We start from the raw sequence: 19536 nt of genomic DNA, 5'->3' as shown, positions 1-19536 counted from the left end.
CGATTATTGTTTTCAGTAATAAAAAGATGTATTAAACCGAGAATTTATATGGTGATATGGAATGGGGCGAATGTTTTTAATGAAGTACCCCCTAAAAGTTCGATAAAAAACTTTTAGGGGGTACTTCATTTTTATATCAAATGGCTTGTGAAATCGTTGTTATTTTATTTTTGAATTTTTGTGGTATATGTTTTTCCTTCGAGGATAGTTTGTATAATATATATACCTTTGGGAAAGGCGGATATATTAATTGTTTTATTGAAAGGTATATTTTGTTCTTTATTTTTTAATGCGGCTATTAAATTCCCTTGTGTATTATAGATTCGTACAATTGTTTTTCCAGTTCGAACGGCTTTGATTGAGAGGATATTATTTGCATAAGTTATCGTTATCGGAGATTCTATTTCTGTATGTCCCATTCCCATCGGTTTGTAAGAGGGTTTGGTATCGCCGTATTCTGCATTTCCTTTTAGCCATTCGGCTGCTTGTCCGGCTAAGAACAGATAATAATCGGTTGGCAGATCATCGTCGATTCCCAGAAATTTCCCGTAAGGGTCTGATGTGGTTGCGAATATCGGGGTATTTTTACTATTTGCACATTTAAAAATACACGTGCCTTCATCCAGTTCATCGAACATGGCTACATAGATCATTTGTGCACCTGCTTTTTTAGCTTCGGCAATCTGTTTCCATAGGAAATCTCCTTTGAGGCGCGGTATTTCATCATACTTGTCGATTTCAAGGTTTTTAAGATTTCTCCATGAAAATCCGGGAAAAACAACAGGTGCATATCCTATGTCGTTTGCTTTGCACCATAATATGTCAGGTTTCAGAAATTTATTTACACGTTCCATATATCCGGTAATGGAATTGTAGCGACCTACTGCCCATGGAGAGATGATGTCGGCTTGTTTCAATACTTCGATAAGATCTTTAGTATCGGTATATGCATCACCGCCTCCGGTTCTCCACTGATAGGAAGATCCTAATAGGTATGAAAATTTTTGTTTTGTTCCGTCCAGATCTTGTAAATTGTCCATCATCATTTTGAACTGTGCAGGGGTACTTGCTTTACCGTTGAGCCCGATTCCCCAGAATGCTACCATAGGTTTTTGGTTGTGATGAAGGTATGTGGGACAAACCGACGGATCTGAGAAACGGTATTTGGCATTGATGATTTTCCAGTCGTTCAATACTTTATAAATATCTGCTTCAGTGGATAATCCGCTGCAATCGTACATAATCGAAAAGGCACGATTGTATTTCTTTGCTGCTTTTACGGCATGCTTTAAAACTTTTCCGATCGCTTCACTCGTTATGGATGATATAAATCTTTGGATAAATACTCCATCTATTCCGTATTGCTGCATCCATTTGAAATGCAGATCGACTGTTTCCTCGTCGGATGAACTGAAGAAATAGGCTTGGCTATTGTCGGAATGGACGAAATCGACCGGATATTTTTTTGTGTATTCGGTCATATCAGGCCAAAATTCTATTCCGGCATATCCCGGTTCGAATTTTCCGTCTCGGCCGCAATGGACATATCCGTTGTTTCCGGAGTTGTCACCTTTTACAGAAAACCATCCTTGATAACCGGCCATTACCAGATTATTATAACTTGTATATAGGGGTGTCCCGCCGGGTTCTGTTCCCGGATTTAAAGTAGAGGCTACTTCTACCGATCCGATCGTGCACCGATTGTTGGTAAACGGTCTGTTTTTCCCTTTTTGGTCAGTATTTATTCCGACGTCTTGCAGCCATTGGGGATTTCCATAATTAGAGGCGAGGGAAGATTCTAATACAGGAATACACTTGTCAGACAGAATATGTTCGGAAACAGAACCTTCGAATTCTGCAAGAGATTCTACTGCCGAATAGTAGTTGAAGAGGTTGTCTTCCATGTAATTTTTTACGTTGATATTATTGTTTCCATCACTTCCTATAAAAGAGTTTTTAATAATTAAATAAGTGGTTTCGGGTGTATGACGGAACGATAGATCGGAGTTTTGAAATTTACTTCCGTTGTTTGTTGCATAGTTGTTTTCGATAATGCAGTTCAATAATCTTTTCAATACGGTCTGGCTGGTTGATGTATCGTCGTTATAGAATCGGATTCCTGCTCCATGTCCTGCATTTCCGGTTGTCGTATTTTCGGTAATGGTACAGTTGATCAGATCGAATGTTTCTCCTGTTTGGCCGGCAAGCAACATGATTGCTCCGGCATCGTTTGAAGTACTGTTTTTGTAGAAAGTGGAATTTATGATCTGATAGTCATTGATCGCTGTTTTTTTATTTTCAAGGGAGATTGCTCCTCCTCGTCCGGTGTTTTCTATAAATGCACAACTCTCGATGTGGAGTTTGACCGCATTGGTATTTGTCGAATTGCTTACGGTTATCGCACCGCCTGCCGAACCATTATTTTTATAGAAGTACGAGTTAGAACAAAAAATGGAAACCTGTTTTTCTTCGGGAGTAATCGTGTTGACGGTATTGGCTTGTGTTGCGATAGCGCCGCCGAGAGTAGCGTTACCTTGCATGAAAGAACAATTATCTGCAACTAACTTTCCGGATGCGACGTATATAGCTCCTCCATAAGAAGCATTGCTACGAACGAAACTACAACTTTTCAGTGTCACGATGGCGTTATCGGCTTGAATGACTCCTCCATAACGGAGGGTAGGTGATCCGCAGGCATCGAAATTACAATTCTCGATAGAGACATTTCCACCTTCGATACTAATTGCTCCACCACCTATTACCATGGGATTTATATTTTTCAGCGCATTAGTTATCGAGATGTTCTTAATTGTCAGGTTTTCGGCATTTTGCAGTAATAATATCCGTTGTCCTAAAATAAGAGATGTCCCGTCGATACCGGATGTTTCGGGAGAGCGCCCTTGTATAACGATATTTTTCTTGTCAGACGGGAATTTGAGACCAAGGCAATCGTTTTCCATTTGTCCTATTCCTGTTCCCGAAGTTTCGTTTTGTATGTTTAATATGTCCAGTATGACAATCGTATCGTCATTTTCAAGAACGGTAAATGCTTTTCCTAATGTTGCGTAAGGTTCGTTTTGCGAACCGGGATTCGAATCGTTTCCGAAAGAGGCAACATAGATTTCTTTTGCTGATACAAGGCTCGATAACAGCCCGGAAATGAATAAAATCAGTAGTCGTCGGTTTTTCATTTTTGTAAGATATTGAATTAATGTAAAAAACAAAAATAACCGTCCGTCCTTAAGAAATCCTCGAATAATGTATTAAATACAGATTAAAAAGAGAATATATCGTGTTTAATATCGGGGTTTATAAATAAGGCTGCCTCATTTTTTTATTTGGGGCAGCCTCAGAGCCTATCTAAATTTTCCAATAAAAATACTATCAGATCAGGTTCTCAGAGTTTATATTTTATAGATCTTTATTGTATTCGGGTGAACTTGTAAGTAATACCGAATACCGATGGCGCGTTAAAGTTCCATTCGCCGAAGAATGTATCATTGAACGAAGAGTAGAAAAAGTCGGTTGGGACATATTCGTGAATGAATATGTTGATGGTATTGTCATCTACTTTGTAAAAACCTATCTTGAGATCTGCCGGTTCGGATTTTGTCGCTGAAAAATATTTGTTGGCACCTTTTATTGTGTAATATATGATGTCGATTCCGTCCCAATTATCTATCATAGACATGTCAAAGAAATTTTCTACGCTTAAGAAAGAAACTTCATGTTCTGCACCGCAGAAATAATTTTTCAGGCTTCCTGTCACGTGAGGAACAATTTTTTTACTGTCGTTTATATTCACGATTTCAAGATAATCATCGGCATTGAATGTTTCGGGCAGATTTGTATAATCTTCTGCCGGGATTTCTAAGTTTATCCAGTTTAGTTTGTTTGTGATCTCTACCGGTTTCCAGTTTCCTGCAAAGTTATTGAAATCGGTATTAGCTTTAGTAATGTAAATATTCATTTGGTCATAGTTTCCCAAATAGAACTTGTCGGTATTTTTTTCGGGAGCATTCAGTTTTAAGATTATTTCTTTGATTTTTGTGACAGATTCTCCGGCTGTGAAACGCACACTTCCTTCATTACTTCCTGCTTTTACGGTAATGAAGTGTTTGAGTTTCGGTTCGTCCGAATCGGCAGCGGCAGTTTCTGTCGGTGTATATCCGTCGATCGAGTAGTCTGTTCCGATTTCTGCCGTACTTGCTGCATCTACTTCAAACGGAATATTTATATCTTCCGGAGCAGTGAATGATTTTCCGCTTTCTTCACCTTGAAGAATAACTTTCACATCTAAGGTGTTGGACATTGATTGAGATGAGGTCTCGAAGGAGTACATGATTTTTTCATCGATTTCATCAAAGGATGTCGGTTTTTTTGTGTCATCGTTATCGTCATCGTTGCATGATGAGAATGTAAGCGTAATGACGCTTAAACATAAAAAATAAAAGATTTTTTTCATTTGTTTGATTTTTAAGTGATTAATAAATTATTCGGTTTATAGAGTTCATTTGAATTTTTTTGAAAATCATTTTTATTTTCTCCCGGAGAGGAATATGAGTTTTTATTTTGTTGCAAGTTCATATTCTGTTTTTTTATCATTACACAAATCTCTTTCTGAGGAGGTCATGACTGTTCCTTTAGGTAATAAGTATTTAGTAGATGAATTTTCGGTTTTCGGAGGAAGGTCGTCGCTTTGGTCGCATGAGACGAGTCCGCAAATAATTGCCGATACCAATAAGGCTGATAGTATGTACTTTTTCATTTGTCGTATTTTATTATAGGAATGAGATTTTTATTCTTCGTATCCCGGATTCTGTATTACCAGTCCCGGATAAAGGTCTATATCGGACTTATTTATGGGGTAGGTATATAAATATTTTTCATTTACATATTTTTTCCCGTTGTTGGCGACCCAAAACTCCGGACGACCGTTTCGTTTCAGTTCAAACCATCGGTCGCCTTCGATGTAGAATTCTTTACGACGTTCGCATAAGATTGCCGACATTAGTTTGTCTATCGGTTTACCGGTTGCATCTTCAGTGATCAGTTGGGAATATATTTCCGGTAAGTTTTCTTCTGTGTATGGGATGAAATTTTGTATGATTCGTTTTTCGCGAAGGGCATTTAATTGACGTATGGCGTTTTCTGTGTCGTTTAAATGGGCATAAGACTCGGCAGCAATCAGGCACATCTCTTCGCTTCGGATTCTGAAAAGAATCGTTTTATTGTTTACCCGTTTTTTGTTGAATGCAACAGTATAACGAATGTCATCATTTTTTTCTGAAAAAGATTCAGCCATTTCTCTGCTTACCGGACGTGTTTTGGAATCGCTAAAAGCATTTGTAACCGCCATAGAACCTAAAGAAGATTCTGAGGTGTAGGGATTTAAAATAAAGTTGGAACTTTGGGTAAATTTATTTTGCATGACTTCTTCATACCGATTCGCTTCTAACATCGGGTATTTGGATAGCAGTTCTTCTGCATACTGAATTGCTTTTTCCCACTGCTGAGTCCAGAAATATAGTTTTGTCAGATATGCTTTTGCGACATCCGATGTGAAAATGTAGTCTGTGTTGCTTATATCGTATCGTATTGCGTTTTTAAATCCTTCTTCTATGAAAGAGACTGTTGTTTTCAAGTCGGATCTGGACGGTTTTGCTTCCATGTCGAAGCGGTCAATTAAGGGGAGTCCGAGTTTATCTTCAGCCGAGATCGGATTATACGGCTCGCAAAAGCGGATCAATAAGTTATAATAACAGATGCTTCGTATCGCCCAAGCTGTTCCTAAGAGTTGTTTTGCCAGTTCTGATTCGGTATCTTTCATTTCTCCGATTATCATATTGCAATCTTTGATTACCGAGTAATTGTTGGAGTATTCGCTTTGTACCGAATTTATTTTTTCGCCTATGTATAGAGGGGTATATCCGTTTATCGTAAACCCTTCTACTAAGGAGGCTAAAGTCGCGTCTAAATTGTCTGAATAAAATTCTTGCAGTATAAGGTTGGTCGCATTGCCGAGAATCTCTTCATCTTGTCCTGTTTCTACACGGTCGAGCCAATAATGAATGATCGTGGAAAAGTCTTCTGCGGTTTCGGGAATTATTTTTCCTTTAGGTTTTACGTCGAGGTATTCTGTGCATGCAGGCGTGAACAAAATGAGAGTTCCTAATAATGTGCATTTGAAATGTTTCATATTTCTTTATTTCTATATTGATCTTAAAATCCGATATTAACGCTGAAGGTAACAGAACGGGATATCGGGTATGTTGCGCCCGGAGTTTCTGGGTCCATTCCTTTGTATTGCGTAATTGTCAAGAAATTATTCAACGATAGAGAAAAATCGAGATTGGAGATTTTAGACCGTTGTATGTATTTTTTGGGAAGTTTGTATCCGAGAATAATATTTTTAATTCTGAGATAAGAGAGCTTGGTGAGAAATGCACCTTGGGTGATTGCTGTTTCTGTCGGATATTGCCGACTGAATCCGTAATCTGCCGTATAGGGATTCCACAAGCGCGGAGCGGAGGCATCTGTCTTGTTCTCAGGTGTCCAACGATTAAACATGTCTCGGTTGACATTGAGATATTGTGTGAATAAGTCGTTTTGAAAAGTCTGTACCATTTCGTTTACCGTGATTTCTTGTCCGTATTCTGTACTGGAATACGAAACGGGAGGACGAATATATTCGAATTGTTTTGCTCCGACTGAATAGACTCCATTTATGCTCAAGCGGAATTCTTTATAGTCTGCACTTAAACTGAAACCTCCGGTAAGAGGGGAGGTCGGAGTCCCCAAATAAAACAGATAGTTGTCCGGAAGATGAAGATCGTCTTTTGTTCGGATTACGGCATCCGGACGGAGTTCGAAATTATATAATCCTGTTTCTGGATCGATTCCCGTGCATTTGCCGCTGAAAATACCGTCGGTAGGGAATCCTTCGAGCATTTCAGCATTATAAGAGGTACTGCTGTTTCGATAGGGAGGATTGTATTTGCTCACGATGTTCCGGTTGAGAGCCATGTTTACGGATAGGTTCAGGCTGAAATCTTTTGTTTTTACCGGTATGCTGTTCAGTGTTACTTCAATGCCTCGATTTTTAATTTTTGCGGTATTGTATTTTTGTGTAGGATATCCTGTCGTGGTGAGCACTCTTTCTGATGTAACGACGTCCGAACTTTTACGATAGTATGCTTCGACTATGCCGCTCAATCGATCGTTGAAAAGTCCGAAATCGAGAGAGGCTTTTACATCCTGTGTTTTTTCCCATCGCAATTTGGGATTCGGAGCACCTACGACTTTCCCGATATGATAAATGTTGTTATTCAGATTTCGGTAATTGTCATAATATTCGATAATCAGTTGCGGACTTGCGGCACGGCTGATGTTTCCGGTAAATCCACTTGCGGCACGGAGAGTTATCCGATTCACTGCCGGTTTTAAGAATTTCATAAAAGATTCTTCTCCTAAATGCCATGCAGCTCCGAGAGCCCAAGTCGGATTGAATTGTTCTTTGCTTCCGAAGTTTGAGCTTCCGTCGGTTCTGAAAGATACGTTGAAGATATATTTGTTCATCAGATAATAGTCGGCAGAAGCATAGAAGGATGCAAACCGTTGCTCGTCTTCCAGTTGTCCGGATGCCAAATCAAGAGCTGCCAGATACTCTTTCAGTTTTTCATATCCGACACCGTTCGGGTCGGGCAACGGAGTTGTATTATTTTCGGTAATCGGGTCATAACCGTACCGCTTACTATATAATGTATGGGAGGTAGAACCTCTCAATTCTGCTCCGGCTAAAATAGACAAAGCGTGATTTTTCCCGAAATTGTCGGAATAGGCGAAATGTCCCCTTACCATATAACTGTTCATGGATGCTTTGTTTTGAGCGATAGAAGCGTACTCACGACGACTCTGACTGTCAACCGAAAGGCGATTATCGAATGCGGCTTTTGTTTCTGCACCATAAATGCTTTCTGAATTATTATTGGAGAAGGAGTAAGAAGCTAATCCTTCAAACTTTAGTTTGGGTATGATTTTCCATTCCAACCCTCCGCGTAGCGATGTGCTGGTATTTGACGTATTGCTTTCGGTCTCATTCATTTCACGCATGATATTGAATCCGCAGGCAGGAATATAAGGTGCTTTGTAAGATCCGGTAAGATTATTGTATTCCCCTAAGCTGTAATATGTTTCGTCTGCACGATAGCTACCGTCCGCATTATACGGGCTTTCATAAGGATTTGCGAAGTAGGCGTATTTAAAAGGATCGACACTTTCGAGAGCCGGAGCTTTCGAGTTGAGATAGGAAACATCGATCCCGAAATTTATTTTTATTTTTTGACTGGGAGAGATGTTTAGGTTTGTAGTAAAATTGTAACGGTCATAATCGTTCTTTTTTACCAGTCCTGCGTCATGGGTATATCCTAAAGAGGTGTAATAGGTTACTTTTTCCGTTCCTCCGCTTAGAGAAAGATGATGGTTTGTCGATATTGCGTTGCGGAATAGTTCGTCATACCAGTCGGTTTCTATGCTTCCGAGCTGATCTATATAAGAATTTTGTTCTTGTTCTGTCCAACCTTGAAATTTGCCTTTCCCGGATCGTATAATTCCCACTATTCCTATTACCGGATAGTTCGTCTTTCCTGCAGCAAAATCGGTGGCAGAGAATTCGTCCCATAATGTCTGTTCGTATATTAGTTTTTCTTTAGAATTCATCAGGTTATTATCTTTTTGCGGTGGCATGACGACCGATAAGTTTGCCGAATAGTTGATTTTCATCTTGCCGGCCTGACCTTTTTTGGTAGTTACGATAATAACTCCGCCGGCAGCTCTTGAACCGTAAATAGCTGCTGCTGCCGCATCTTTCAAAATTGTGATATTTTCGATGTCATTCGGATTTATTCCTGCAATTCCGGTTATAAACATGTTATCGAAGTTTCCTGTTTTAATTTCCGATGAGGATATTTCAGGAACGCTGTTCTGCATAGGAACACCATCTATTACCCATAATGGGTCGGCATCTCCGGTCAGTGTATTTGTACCTCGAATTCTGATTTTTTGTTCTTTCCCCGGTTGTCCACTTGTCGCAGAAACCGATACTCCGGCTATTTGACCTTGTAAAAGTGCATCGATGTTGGGTTGTGGTTGATTGGCAAGTTTTTTGCCGTCTATTATACCGACAGAACCGGTCATTTTTTTTGTTGTCGTTTGTGCATAACCGGTTATAACTACTTGTTCCGTCTCTGTCGATTGAATCTCCATTTGCACTGTTATATAGGAAGTTTTGGATGAAACAGCAACTGTATTGTCATTCATTCCTATGTACGTGAACAAGAGATGCTTTCCGTTTTCGGGCAGGAGTATCGAGAATTCTCCTTTATCGTCAGTTGAAGTTCCTATAGATTTTTGTTCTTTTACCCGGACTGTTACACCGGATAATCTTTCCCCCGATTCATCGATGACCTTTCCTCGAATGTAATGTTTGTCTGCGGCTAAGGTAATTGTGAAATAGAAAAAAAAGAATAGTGGTAAAATAAACAGTAATTTTTTGATCATTTCGGCTTTGGCTTTTAAAATTATCCAAATAAATGAACGTTTATTTGGACTTTTTTTTATGAATTGTATCTTTTCTCTTTTAATTATTTAGAATATAAGTATTTATATCGAAAAATAACCTTTTTATAAAAGCTCGGTTATCTATTGGCTTTAGAGTAAAAATAAACGTTCGTTTATTTGGTTATTGTGGTTAATTTAAGTTCTGATTTAATCTAATAAGAAATATTTTAATTAAGTGCTGTTTAAATTTCCTGATAAAATTATATGTCCGGACTGTTGATCTTGTACGCCATGTATATAGTTTGCTACACTTTTTTCGGGACAAAAAAATTTAAAAGAATCTCTCAAAAGCGTCTGTGCAAAATCTTAAACAGGCTCTAAGAAACAAATGAAAGTATGCGATATTTAGTCTTTTATAAGAAATTATCATTGGTGTTCATAAATGTGAAATTTTGTAGGTTGTTTTTGTTATGTTTGTAAAATATTTTATTTCCTATGTAATTTCTTGTTTTTACAAAAATATATTTATATTGTTGTAAAACAAACAAAAATATCTATTTTAACATTATTATTATTGCAAAAAGGTGATTTTGGTATAAAGATTTAGAATTTTGTCGGGATTTACTGTCTAAGTTGTGTCCTATTTGAATAGATATAATAAAAAAAGTTTATTACTTATTGTTTATAAATAAAAACCTTTTATCCGAAATCAAATCTTCGGATAAAAGGTTTTTTATTTAGATAGGCTATAAAAGCCTCTTCAGGTTTTCTTAATTCAATACTTTTTTCAAACGTTCGATAAATATATCGGCTTGATCGGTCGTGAGTATTAATGGGGGTAGTAGTCGTATTACATTTGTACCTGAAACTCCTGTAAATACTTTCTGTTCAAATAACAGTTTACTTCTGATCTCTTTTACCGGTTGTTCAAATTCAAGGCCTATCATGAGACCTTCTCCTCGTACTTCTTTGATCTGAGGAATCTTTTTTAATTCATTGATCAGGTAGTTACCTGTATTGGCCGCATTTTCTACTAAATTTTCTTTTTTCATAATATCGAGTACGGCTATTGCTGCAGCACAACCGAGATGATTTCCTCCGAAAGTCGTTCCCAACATCCCGTATGCCGGAGTAAACATGGGGCTTATCAGTACGCCACCGATCGGGAAACCGTTTCCCATCCCTTTTGCCATAGTTATGAGATCGGCTTTTATTTCGGCATATTGATGTGCAAAAAATTTACCGCTTCGCCCGTATCCCGATTGTATCTCGTCAAGAATGAGGACTACTCCGTTTTGAGTACATACTTCCCGGAGTTGTTGCATAAAATCTATTTTAGGAACTTGTATTCCTCCTATTCCTTGTATTCCTTCGATAATAACCGCACATACATCGCCTTTGGCTATTTCTGTTTTTACGGAGTCGATGTCGTTTAGGTTTAGATAACTGACTTCGAATGTATCGTTGATAGGTGCAACGATTTTAGGATTGTCCGTTACTTTTACCGCTGCCGATGTACGTCCGTGAAATGCTTTTTTAAAAGCGATGACTTTCTTTTTTCCTGTATGGAAAGAGGCAAGTTTGAGTGCATTTTCGTTCGCTTCTGCACCGGAATTGATCAGAAACAGCGAATAATCGTCGTATCCTGATTGTTTTCCCAATTTATCTGCCAGTTCTATTTGAAGTTTATTGATTACCGAATTCGAATAAAATATAAGTTTTTGAGCCTGTTCGGTAAGTTTTTGAGTGTAATAGGGATGGGTGTGCCCCACCGAGATTACAGCATGTCCGCCATACAAGTCGAGGTATTCGTTTCCTTTTGAGTCATATGTGTAACAACCTTTCCCCTTGACTATTTCTATATCGAAAAGAGGATAAACATCGAATAGTTTCATAGTGAATTTTTTATTATGTTAAAATGCTGAAGGTTTGAGTCTCAGACCGACGGTTTCTTCCAGACCGAAAAGTAGATTCATATTGTGAACCGCTTGTCCGGATGCGCCTTTCAGAAGGTTGTCGATCAAAGAGGTAATCAGCAATTTATTCCCGAATTTTTCTAAATAAAGTAAACATTTGTTTGTATTTACGACTTGTTTCAGATCGGGATTCTTGTCGCTGATGAACACGAAAGAATGATCGTCGTAATACTCTTCGTAAATTCGTTTTATTTCATCGAGTTCTACCGGGCAGTCCGTGTAAAGAGTGGCGAAAATCCCTCTTGAAAAATTTCCCCGTACCGGAATAAAATTCAAATCGGTATCAAAACTGTTTTGAAGTTGTTTTAGACTTTGTTTTATTTCTGCCAGATGTTGATGTGTAAAAGGTTTATAGATCGAGACATTATCATTTCTCCAACTGAAATGAGATGTTGCCGAAGGTTTTTGCCCAGCACCTGTCGATCCGGTTATCGCATGGATGTGTACAGGATTATTAAGCAGCAAATTTTTTGCTAACGGAAGCAAAGCCAGTTGTATAGCAGTAGCGAAACATCCCGGATTGGCAACCCGATTGCACCGGATTATGCGTTTCCGGTTTAGTTCAGGGAGACCGTAAATAAAATCATGTTCGGAAGATTCTATCCGGAAATCCATAGAGAGGTCTATTAATTTTAATTTTTCGGGAAGAGTATGAGCTTCCATGAATTTTTTTGTGTCTCCGTGTGCTGTACAGAAAAATAATACGTCGATTTCGTCAAAAGGAAGTTCGGAAGTAAAAGTCAGGTCTGTTTCGCCGAAAAGTCCTGAATGAACGTCCGTAATTTTATTTCCGGCATTACTGCTGCTGTTGACAAATCCGATCTCAACGTCCGGATGATTTATTAATAAACGAATTAATTCTCCGGCTGTATAGCCTGCTCCGCCTATAATTCCTGCTTTTATCATATTATACTATTGGGAAGAAAGCAGAAAAAGATAAATCCTTTTCTGCTTTTGGTTTATTAAAAATTTACTTTTTATTTTTGTTCAATACCGAATGGTAAATTTTCATTTGGTTACCCAAGATTTTAGTGAATCCCTTTACGTCATCAGCTGTCCATGCCTTGTTCACTTCTCCATATTCTCCGAAATCGGATTTCATAAGATCAAAATCGCTTTCGACACCTACCAAGACATAGCGGTACGGCTTCAGGTCGATGATAACTCGACCGGTGACATTTTGCTGGGAACTTTGTAGAAAAGCTTCCATATCTCGCATTACAGGATCGAGGTATTGGGCTTCATGCAAAAACATCCCGTACCATGTCCCGATTTGATCTTTCCAGTATTGCTGCCATTTGGTAAGAGTATGTTTTTCGAGCATTTTGTGGGCGTTGATGATTACCATAGGAGCTGCTGCTTCGAAACCTACACGACCTTTGATACCTATGATCGTATCACCGATGTGCATATCTCGTCCGATCGCATATTTTTCAGTGATTTTTTCAATTGCTTGTATTGCGGCGACTTTGTCATCATATTTTTCCCCATTGACTGCCGCGATTTCTCCTTCTTTGAAATCTATTGTCAAGGTTTCTTCTCCTTTTGCAACCATTTGACAAGGATATGCCGATTCGGGAAGGGTCTGGTCGCTTTTCAGCGTTTCTTTTCCTCCGATACTCGTTCCCCATAATCCTTTGTTGATGGAGTATTCCATTTTTTTGAAATCAGCTTCATATCCGTGTTTTTTCAGATAATCTATTTCATATTCGCGGGTGAGGGTCATGTCTCGTGTCGGAGTAAGTATTTTTATTTCAGGAGCTAATATTTGAAATGTAAGGTCGAAACGAACCTGATCGTTTCCTGCACCAGTACTACCGTGGGCGACATAATCAGCTCCGATTTCTTTGGCGTAATTGATAATGGCAATTGCCTGAAAAATACGCTCCGAACTGACTGAGATCGGATATGTCCCATTTCTGAGAACATTTCCGAATATCATATATTTTATGCTTTTATCGTAGTATTCTTGTGTTATATCGAGAGAGGCATGTTTTGTCGCACCCAGTTTGTAGGCGCGTTCTTCTATCGATTTCAGTTCTTCTTTACTGAATCCTCCGGTATTTGCGATTGCCGTATATAGTTCGTAGCCGCAGTCTTCTGTCAGATATTTGGCGCAGAAAGATGTGTCTAATCCTCCGCTAAATGCTAAAACAACTTTTTCTTTTTTCATATCGAGAGTATTTTATATTTAGATGTAGTTTATTTATTTTCGGAATGATGTTCTTCGGCGTGCGGGTCGAAGAGCATTCCCGTACACAGACACATCCTGCGATTTGTTCGTTGCAATATGTCATAATTTACACAGCTTTGGCATCCTTTCCAAAATGCCTCGTCATCTGTAAGTTCGGAAAATGTTACCGGACGGTATCCTAATTCCGAGTTGATTTTCATAACCGCCAATCCGGTTGTAAGTCCGAAAATTTTTGCATCCGGGAAACGGGATCGTGAAAGTTCGAATGCTTTTCTTTTGATTCGCTTTGCCAGTCCGTGTCCTCGATATGACTCTACGACAATAAGTCCGGAATTGGCTACAAACTGTTTGTTACTCCAGCTTTCGATATAGCAGAACCCTGCGAATTTATCTCCATCGAGAGCGATAATGGCTTTACCTTCGAGCATTTTTTGTTTTACATATTCCGGTGATCGTTTTGCAATTCCGGTACCTCTAACTTTCGCTGCTTTCTCGATCGTATCGAGAATCGTTTCTACATACGACAAGTGCTTCTCGCTTGCTACAATTACTTCAATTGTATCTTCCATTTTCTTTTGTTCTTTGGTCTGTTTTTAAGTAGAATAAACAGGCGCATCGGGTCATTTTAATATGTTAATATAATATCTCTTTTTTATTCTCCGTCGATAGAAGGGATTATGGTTTTTAAAGTTTCCAATACTTGGGATCGCGTAATTCCTTCACGTAAGATTAATAATATCGTGTCGTCTCCTGCAATCGTTCCCAATATTTCTTCAGCGGAGTGAGAGTCTATGTCCCAAGCTATTCCGCTGGCATAACCCGGACGTGTTTTAATGACTGCCAATTGTCCAGAGAATTCGATAGAAAGAAATCCGGATACCGGGCCTGCATAGTGATGTCGATTTTTTGTGTCGGCCAGTCTGCCGATTCCCGCAGTTTCGGGCATAACGTAAAGGTAGCCTCCGTCTTTACCTGCAACTTTGGCAATCTGCAATTGTTTTAAGTCTCTTGAAAGTGTCGCCTGAGTAAGGTCGAAACCTCTTTCTGTGAGTTGCTTTAGTAAATCTTCCTGACTACTGATTTTGTATGAAATAATGATTTCTTTAATTGCTTGTAACCTATCGACTTTATTTTTCATAAGATTATTCCTTTTTTGCAAGTCTGTCCTTCTCTGTATCTTATAGTACCTTTTTATTATGTCTGTTTTCAATATTTATGTTTCGTTTCTTATAGCGTTTTATGCTTTTAGAAAATAAAAAATGCACCGAAATAACTTTCGGAACAGTATTGAAATAAGATTTGAAATAGCTTCTAATTATAAAGTAGAAATTTTCCATTTGTATAATTATGCTATATTCTGATGCAAATGTAAGAATAAAAGTTTTATTATTGCATAAAATCTGAATTTATTTTGAATAAAATCGATATTTTGTTGTTTTATGCAGAAAATATTCTGCTTTGTGGTTGTTGAAATTGAATAATTTTGCAGAAATATCGATTGGTAGGTTTTATAGAAGGAAAACACAAAGAAGGCTTATAGTCTATCTAAACTTTCCGGTAAAAAATATTATCCGGTCGTTTTTGCGTTCTTTCGCTCTTTTCCCCGTTTTTACTTGTCGGATAGCCGGCTATCCGACAAGTAAAAACAGAAAAGCATCCTCAAAAGCAACTTTCAAATCAGATCCGAGTAAAATTAGACAGGCTCTTAAATCAATTATATAGTAAAGCTAAAATAGTTGCCAAATGATTTAATAATATTTTATTTTTTCCATTCCATGAAAAGTTCTTCTTCTCTGGTATGTATGTCAATTTGGGTTTCTACAATTTTGAAATTTTGTTTTTGATAAAATTCTATGGCTTTGAGATTTTTTTAATAAACGTGTAGTTGTAAAGCTATATATCGTTCTTTTGCAGTGTTCAGCAATTGTTTCCCAATGCCGTGCAATTGCATGTGTTCGGAAACGAAAATTCCTGCAATGTAGTTATTAACAAAACCGATAAATCCTACGATCTTTTTATTCTGGTCTGCGACATATATTTCGGCTTCGGATAGTGCCGATTTTACCTCATTAAAATTATCATGCCAATAGTGTTCGGGAATAAAGGAGTGAGTCTTCAGGTTGGTTTGCAGCCATAGTTGCATGACATCTTCGATGTCTTTTACTTCCATTTTTCTTATTTGCATGAGTCTTTTATCGAACTGAATTTTTTTTATTTTTTGTATTTCATCGCTTCGGGGACTAATTTTTTCAGATTCGCTATTCGAGAGGCATCAGATGGATGGGTACTTAAAAATTCGGGAGTGGAAGATCCTTGAGTTGCCATTCTTTCCCAAAATGCAGGGGCTTTTTCGGGATTGTAGCCGGCCATCGCCATAAAAATGAGTCCCATGCGGTCGCTCTCGGATTCTTGCTTACGAGAATAAGGCAGCATGACACCGACTTGTGTTCCGACACCGTATATTTGGTTTGCCAGAGCTTGTGCTGCATCAGACTTGTTTTGCATCAAAGTGTTTAACGCTATTCCACCATATTGGACGAGCATTTGTTGGCTGATTCGTTCGCTGCTATGCTTGGCGACTGCATGAGCTATCTCGTGTCCGAGAACGACAGCTAATCCGTCATCATCGAGAGTGTAGGGAAGTATGCCGGTATTTACGACGACTTTTCCTCCGGGCATGCAAAACGCATTCGGCGTATTATCGTTGACCAGCACGAATTGCCAATTATAAGAGGCGGCATCGGTTGCCATACCGTTGTTCTGCAGGAAATTCATGACGGCGTTTGCAATGCGTTGCCCGACACGTGTGACTTGCAGTGTCTTCATGTAGTCTGTCGATACTTTTGCCGTTTTCATGTAGTCCGAAAAACTTTGGTTACTTAAAGAAAGGACTTCTTGATCAGAAACGAGATTGAGCTGTCTTCGGCCGGTCAGCGGTACGCTGCTGCATCCGAGCATGATAAAAATAATAAACGATATGGCGATTTTTTTCATAAGCCGGGATTATTTTGAAGATAAAAGATCGTTTATTTCCGGGATAACAGAATAGGCCGTCTGGTCACAGGTACATGGAACTATCGAGATATAGCCATGAGCAAGTGCCCATTCGTCGGTTTCTTCATTCTCGGGTTCTAAATTCATAAAACGGCCGGTCAGCCAATAGTAATCTTTTCCGTGCGGGTCGATACGGTGGTCATACTCTTCGGTCCAGTAACCTTGAGCCTGACGGCAGATGCGAACTCCTTCCGGATGAGGAATCGCCGGAATATTGATATTTAGACAGACCGAAGGCGGAAGCCCTTTTTCTAAAACTTTTTTACAGCTTTCCCTTACGATTTCCCGGCAAGGTGAAAAATCTGCATTCGGTTCGTGACTGGCAAGAGAAAAACCGATAGAGGGGATTCCGATTATACAACCCTCCAAAGCAGCACCCATCGTTCCCGAGTAAACGATGCTGACGCCAGAGTTCGAACCGTGATTGATTCCGGATAATAGAAGGTCAGGCCGGCGGTCGAACAGTTGGTTCATAGAAAGTTTTACACAATCGACCGGTGTGCCGTTTGTCCGGTAGAAAGATATGTTTCTGTAATGTTCGATCAAATTGAGCCTTAAAGGAATACCGACAGATAATGCGCTTGATTGACCGGAACGGGGACTATCCGGAGCTACAACTACGATCTCCCCCAAATCTTCTATCATTTTTACCAGTTCGTGGACACCTTTTGCTTCTATTCCGTCATCATTCGTTACTAAAATAAGCGGTCTTTTTTCTGTAGCTGGGACTTTCATATATTTTAATTGTCAGGTTCTTCGTATGCAAATGTACAAAATAAACATTTTTCAGGCCGCTTTTTTTAACGTGTAGTTTATTCGAGTGCTAAATTAATTGAAAGGCACAGTAGTATCCGTCAAATTTATTTATCTTTGTCACGATGAGTGAGCACTTTACGTATATTCGGAATCTTATTGATGTTATTAACAATAAAGCCGACTTATCAACAATCGGGACATTTTTTTGTGTGCTGATAAATAGCAGAACATAAAAAACGGTTACTTTGTTCCCGATAAAATTTTGTGTTATGGGTAAAGTTATTGCTATTGCCAATCAAAAGGGGGGAGTAGGGAAAACCACTACCTCGATCAATTTGGCCGCATCATTAGCCGCGTTGGACAAAAAAGTTCTCGTGATCGATGCCGACCCACAGGCAAATGCTTCTTCAGGACTCGGGGTCGATCCTCGTACGGTTTCTGTATCGATTTATGAATGTCTGATCGGTGGAAATTCTTTACGTGAAGCGATTGTCGGATCTTGTGTTTCAGGATTAGACATCGTGTGTTCGAGAATCGATCTTGTCGGTGCGGAATTGGAACTCTTGAATGTAGAAAACCGGGAGAGAGTGTTGTCTCGGTTGTTGGATGAGGTCAAGCGGGAATATGATTATGTTTTGATAGACTGCTCTCCATCGTTGGGTTTGATAACCGTCAACTCTTTAACCGCTGCGGATTCGGTTATTATTCCGGTTCAGGCCGAATATTTTGCATTGGAAGGAATCAGTAAATTATTGAACACAATTAAGATTATCAAATCCAAATTGAATCCGGCACTGGAAATAGAGGGCTTTTTACTGACTATGTACGATGCTCGGCTAAGACTTGCCAATCAAATTTATGAAGAGTTGAAGAAGCATTTCAGGGATATGGTGTTTACTACCGTTATTCAGCGGAATATCCGGTTGAGCGAAGCTCCCAGTCATGGTATCCCGGCGATATTGTACGATCCGGATTCTCGCGGAAGTATTAATCACATGCAACTGGCAAAAGAGTTGATCGAAAGAGAGAGTTGATTTTATAAGATAAACCTGTCTTGCCCGGCAGGTATAAAAGGGCGACATACTATGGCTACATTTAAAAGAAACGCTTTGGGACGTGGACTCGATGCACTCATTACGATGGATGAGGTGAAAACGGAAGGGTCTTCGTCGATAAATGAAATAGAAATTTCAAAAATAAAACCGAATCCGGATCAACCCAGACGGGAATTTGATCAGGAAGCGTTGTCGGAACTGGCTACATCTATTCGAGAATTGGGTATTATACAGCCGATATCCTTACGCCAGATATCGGACGGAACTTATCAGATCATTGCCGGAGAACGTCGTTACAGGGCTTCTATTATGGCCGGTCTTAAAACTATTCCGGCTTATGTGCGTACAGCAGAAGATGAAACGATGATGGAGATGGCGCTGATAGAAAATATTCAACGGGAAGATTTGAATTCTATCGAAATCGCATTGACGTTTCAGAAATTGATCGAACAGTATAATCTGACTCAAGAACGTTTGAGCGATCGGGTCGGTAAGAAAAGGACGACTATTGCTAATTATCTGCGTTTGTTGAAACTGCCGGCCGAAATTCAAATGGGGCTGAAGAACAAATTGCTGGATATGGGGCATGCGCGGGCTTTGCTGTCGATCGATGACCCGGCACTTCAGTTGAAAGTATATGAATTGATACAAGAGAACGGTTATTCTGTGCGTAAAGTCGAAGAAATTGTGAAAAGTCTTTCCGAAGGACATTCGATAGAAGAGGCGAAAAAGCCGAAAGTTCCTTCTCGTCCTACTTCACGCGAAGAATATGATATTCTGAAAAAACATCTTTCTTCATTTTTTAATACAAAAGTTCAGTTTACTTGTAACGATGAGGGAAAAGGAAGGATTAGTATTCCTTTTAAAAATGAGGAGGAGTTGGAACGTTTGATCGCTATTTTTGATAAATTGAAATAGTATTTTGACAGGGATATATTACATA

The 19536-nt window shown here is 39.0% G+C and carries 15 protein-coding genes; 2 read left to right on the top strand and 13 right to left on the bottom strand.

Annotation, left to right across the window (positions count from 1 at the left end; all coding sequences use genetic code 11):
- Window positions 1–164: 164 nt before the first annotated feature.
- The 13 genes from Q0093_RS11470 to surE all read right to left on the bottom strand — a co-directional run bounded on the left by Q0093_RS11470 (window position 165) and on the right by surE (window position 17517).
- Window positions 165–3191, bottom strand: a complete 3027-nt coding sequence (locus Q0093_RS11470) for a T9SS type A sorting domain-containing protein (protein ID WP_297930556.1) — start codon at window positions 3189–3191, stop codon at window positions 165–167.
- A gap of 230 nt (window positions 3192–3421) precedes the next feature.
- A complete protein-coding gene (locus tag Q0093_RS11465) occupies window positions 3422–4465 on the bottom strand; it encodes a hypothetical protein (protein ID WP_297305282.1) in 1044 nt (347 codons plus the stop codon).
- A 102-nt stretch (window positions 4466–4567) separates the two neighbouring features.
- Complete coding sequence (locus Q0093_RS11460; RefSeq protein WP_297305283.1) at window positions 4568–4768, bottom strand: hypothetical protein; 201 nt, start codon at window positions 4766–4768, stop codon at window positions 4568–4570.
- A gap of 30 nt (window positions 4769–4798) precedes the next feature.
- A complete protein-coding gene (locus Q0093_RS11455) occupies window positions 4799–6199 on the bottom strand; it encodes a RagB/SusD family nutrient uptake outer membrane protein (RefSeq protein ID WP_297930554.1) in 1401 nt (466 codons plus the stop codon).
- 23 nt (window positions 6200–6222) lie between these two features.
- The gene (locus Q0093_RS11450; protein WP_297930551.1) at window positions 6223–9558 is read right to left on the bottom strand and encodes a SusC/RagA family TonB-linked outer membrane protein; all 3336 of its coding nucleotides are present in this window, start codon (window positions 9556–9558) and stop codon (window positions 6223–6225) included.
- 770 nt (window positions 9559–10328) lie between these two features.
- Entirely contained in the window at window positions 10329–11453 is a 1125-nt protein-coding gene (locus Q0093_RS11445) for an aminotransferase class III-fold pyridoxal phosphate-dependent enzyme (protein WP_297930548.1), read from the bottom strand.
- Window positions 11454–11471: 18 nt separating this feature from the next.
- Window positions 11472–12440 (bottom strand): N-acetyl-gamma-glutamyl-phosphate reductase, encoded by a 969-nt coding sequence (gene argC / locus Q0093_RS11440; protein WP_294177297.1) that lies wholly within the window; start codon window positions 12438–12440, stop codon window positions 11472–11474.
- A 64-nt stretch (window positions 12441–12504) separates the two neighbouring features.
- A complete protein-coding gene (locus Q0093_RS11435; protein WP_297930545.1) occupies window positions 12505–13707 on the bottom strand; it encodes an argininosuccinate synthase domain-containing protein in 1203 nt (400 codons plus the stop codon).
- A gap of 29 nt (window positions 13708–13736) precedes the next feature.
- Entirely contained in the window at window positions 13737–14297 is a 561-nt protein-coding gene (locus Q0093_RS11430) for a GNAT family N-acetyltransferase (RefSeq protein WP_294177292.1), read from the bottom strand.
- 83 nt (window positions 14298–14380) lie between these two features.
- The gene (gene argR, locus Q0093_RS11425) at window positions 14381–14866 is read right to left on the bottom strand and encodes an arginine repressor (protein ID WP_297930541.1); all 486 of its coding nucleotides are present in this window, start codon (window positions 14864–14866) and stop codon (window positions 14381–14383) included.
- A 732-nt stretch (window positions 14867–15598) separates the two neighbouring features.
- Window positions 15599–15913: a GNAT family N-acetyltransferase gene (locus Q0093_RS11420; RefSeq protein ID WP_297930538.1), complete on the bottom strand. Its 315-nt coding sequence runs from the start codon at window positions 15911–15913 to the stop codon at window positions 15599–15601.
- A 26-nt stretch (window positions 15914–15939) separates the two neighbouring features.
- Window positions 15940–16722, bottom strand: coding sequence for a M48 family metallopeptidase (locus tag Q0093_RS11415; protein WP_294177288.1), 783 nt, complete (start codon window positions 16720–16722; stop codon window positions 15940–15942).
- Between the two features lie 9 nt (window positions 16723–16731).
- Window positions 16732–17517, bottom strand: a complete 786-nt coding sequence (gene surE, locus Q0093_RS11410) for a 5'/3'-nucleotidase SurE (protein WP_297930535.1) — start codon at window positions 17515–17517, stop codon at window positions 16732–16734.
- 290 nt (window positions 17518–17807) lie between these two features.
- Between surE and Q0093_RS11405 the strand changes: the two genes are divergently transcribed.
- On the top strand, window positions 17808–18572 hold the full coding sequence (locus Q0093_RS11405) for an AAA family ATPase (RefSeq protein ID WP_022390364.1): 765 nt from the start codon (window positions 17808–17810) through the stop codon (window positions 18570–18572).
- A gap of 51 nt (window positions 18573–18623) precedes the next feature.
- Entirely contained in the window at window positions 18624–19511 is an 888-nt protein-coding gene (locus tag Q0093_RS11400) for a ParB/RepB/Spo0J family partition protein (protein WP_009319610.1), read from the top strand.
- Window positions 19512–19536: the final 25 nt, after the last annotated feature.

The sequence above is a fragment of the uncultured Coprobacter sp. genome, from assembly GCF_947855755.1.
In the GTDB taxonomy this organism is placed as follows: domain Bacteria; phylum Bacteroidota; class Bacteroidia; order Bacteroidales; family Coprobacteraceae; genus Coprobacter.
Note: the sequence above shows the minus strand (reverse complement) of the source record. Positions and strands in the feature narration are given on the sequence as shown.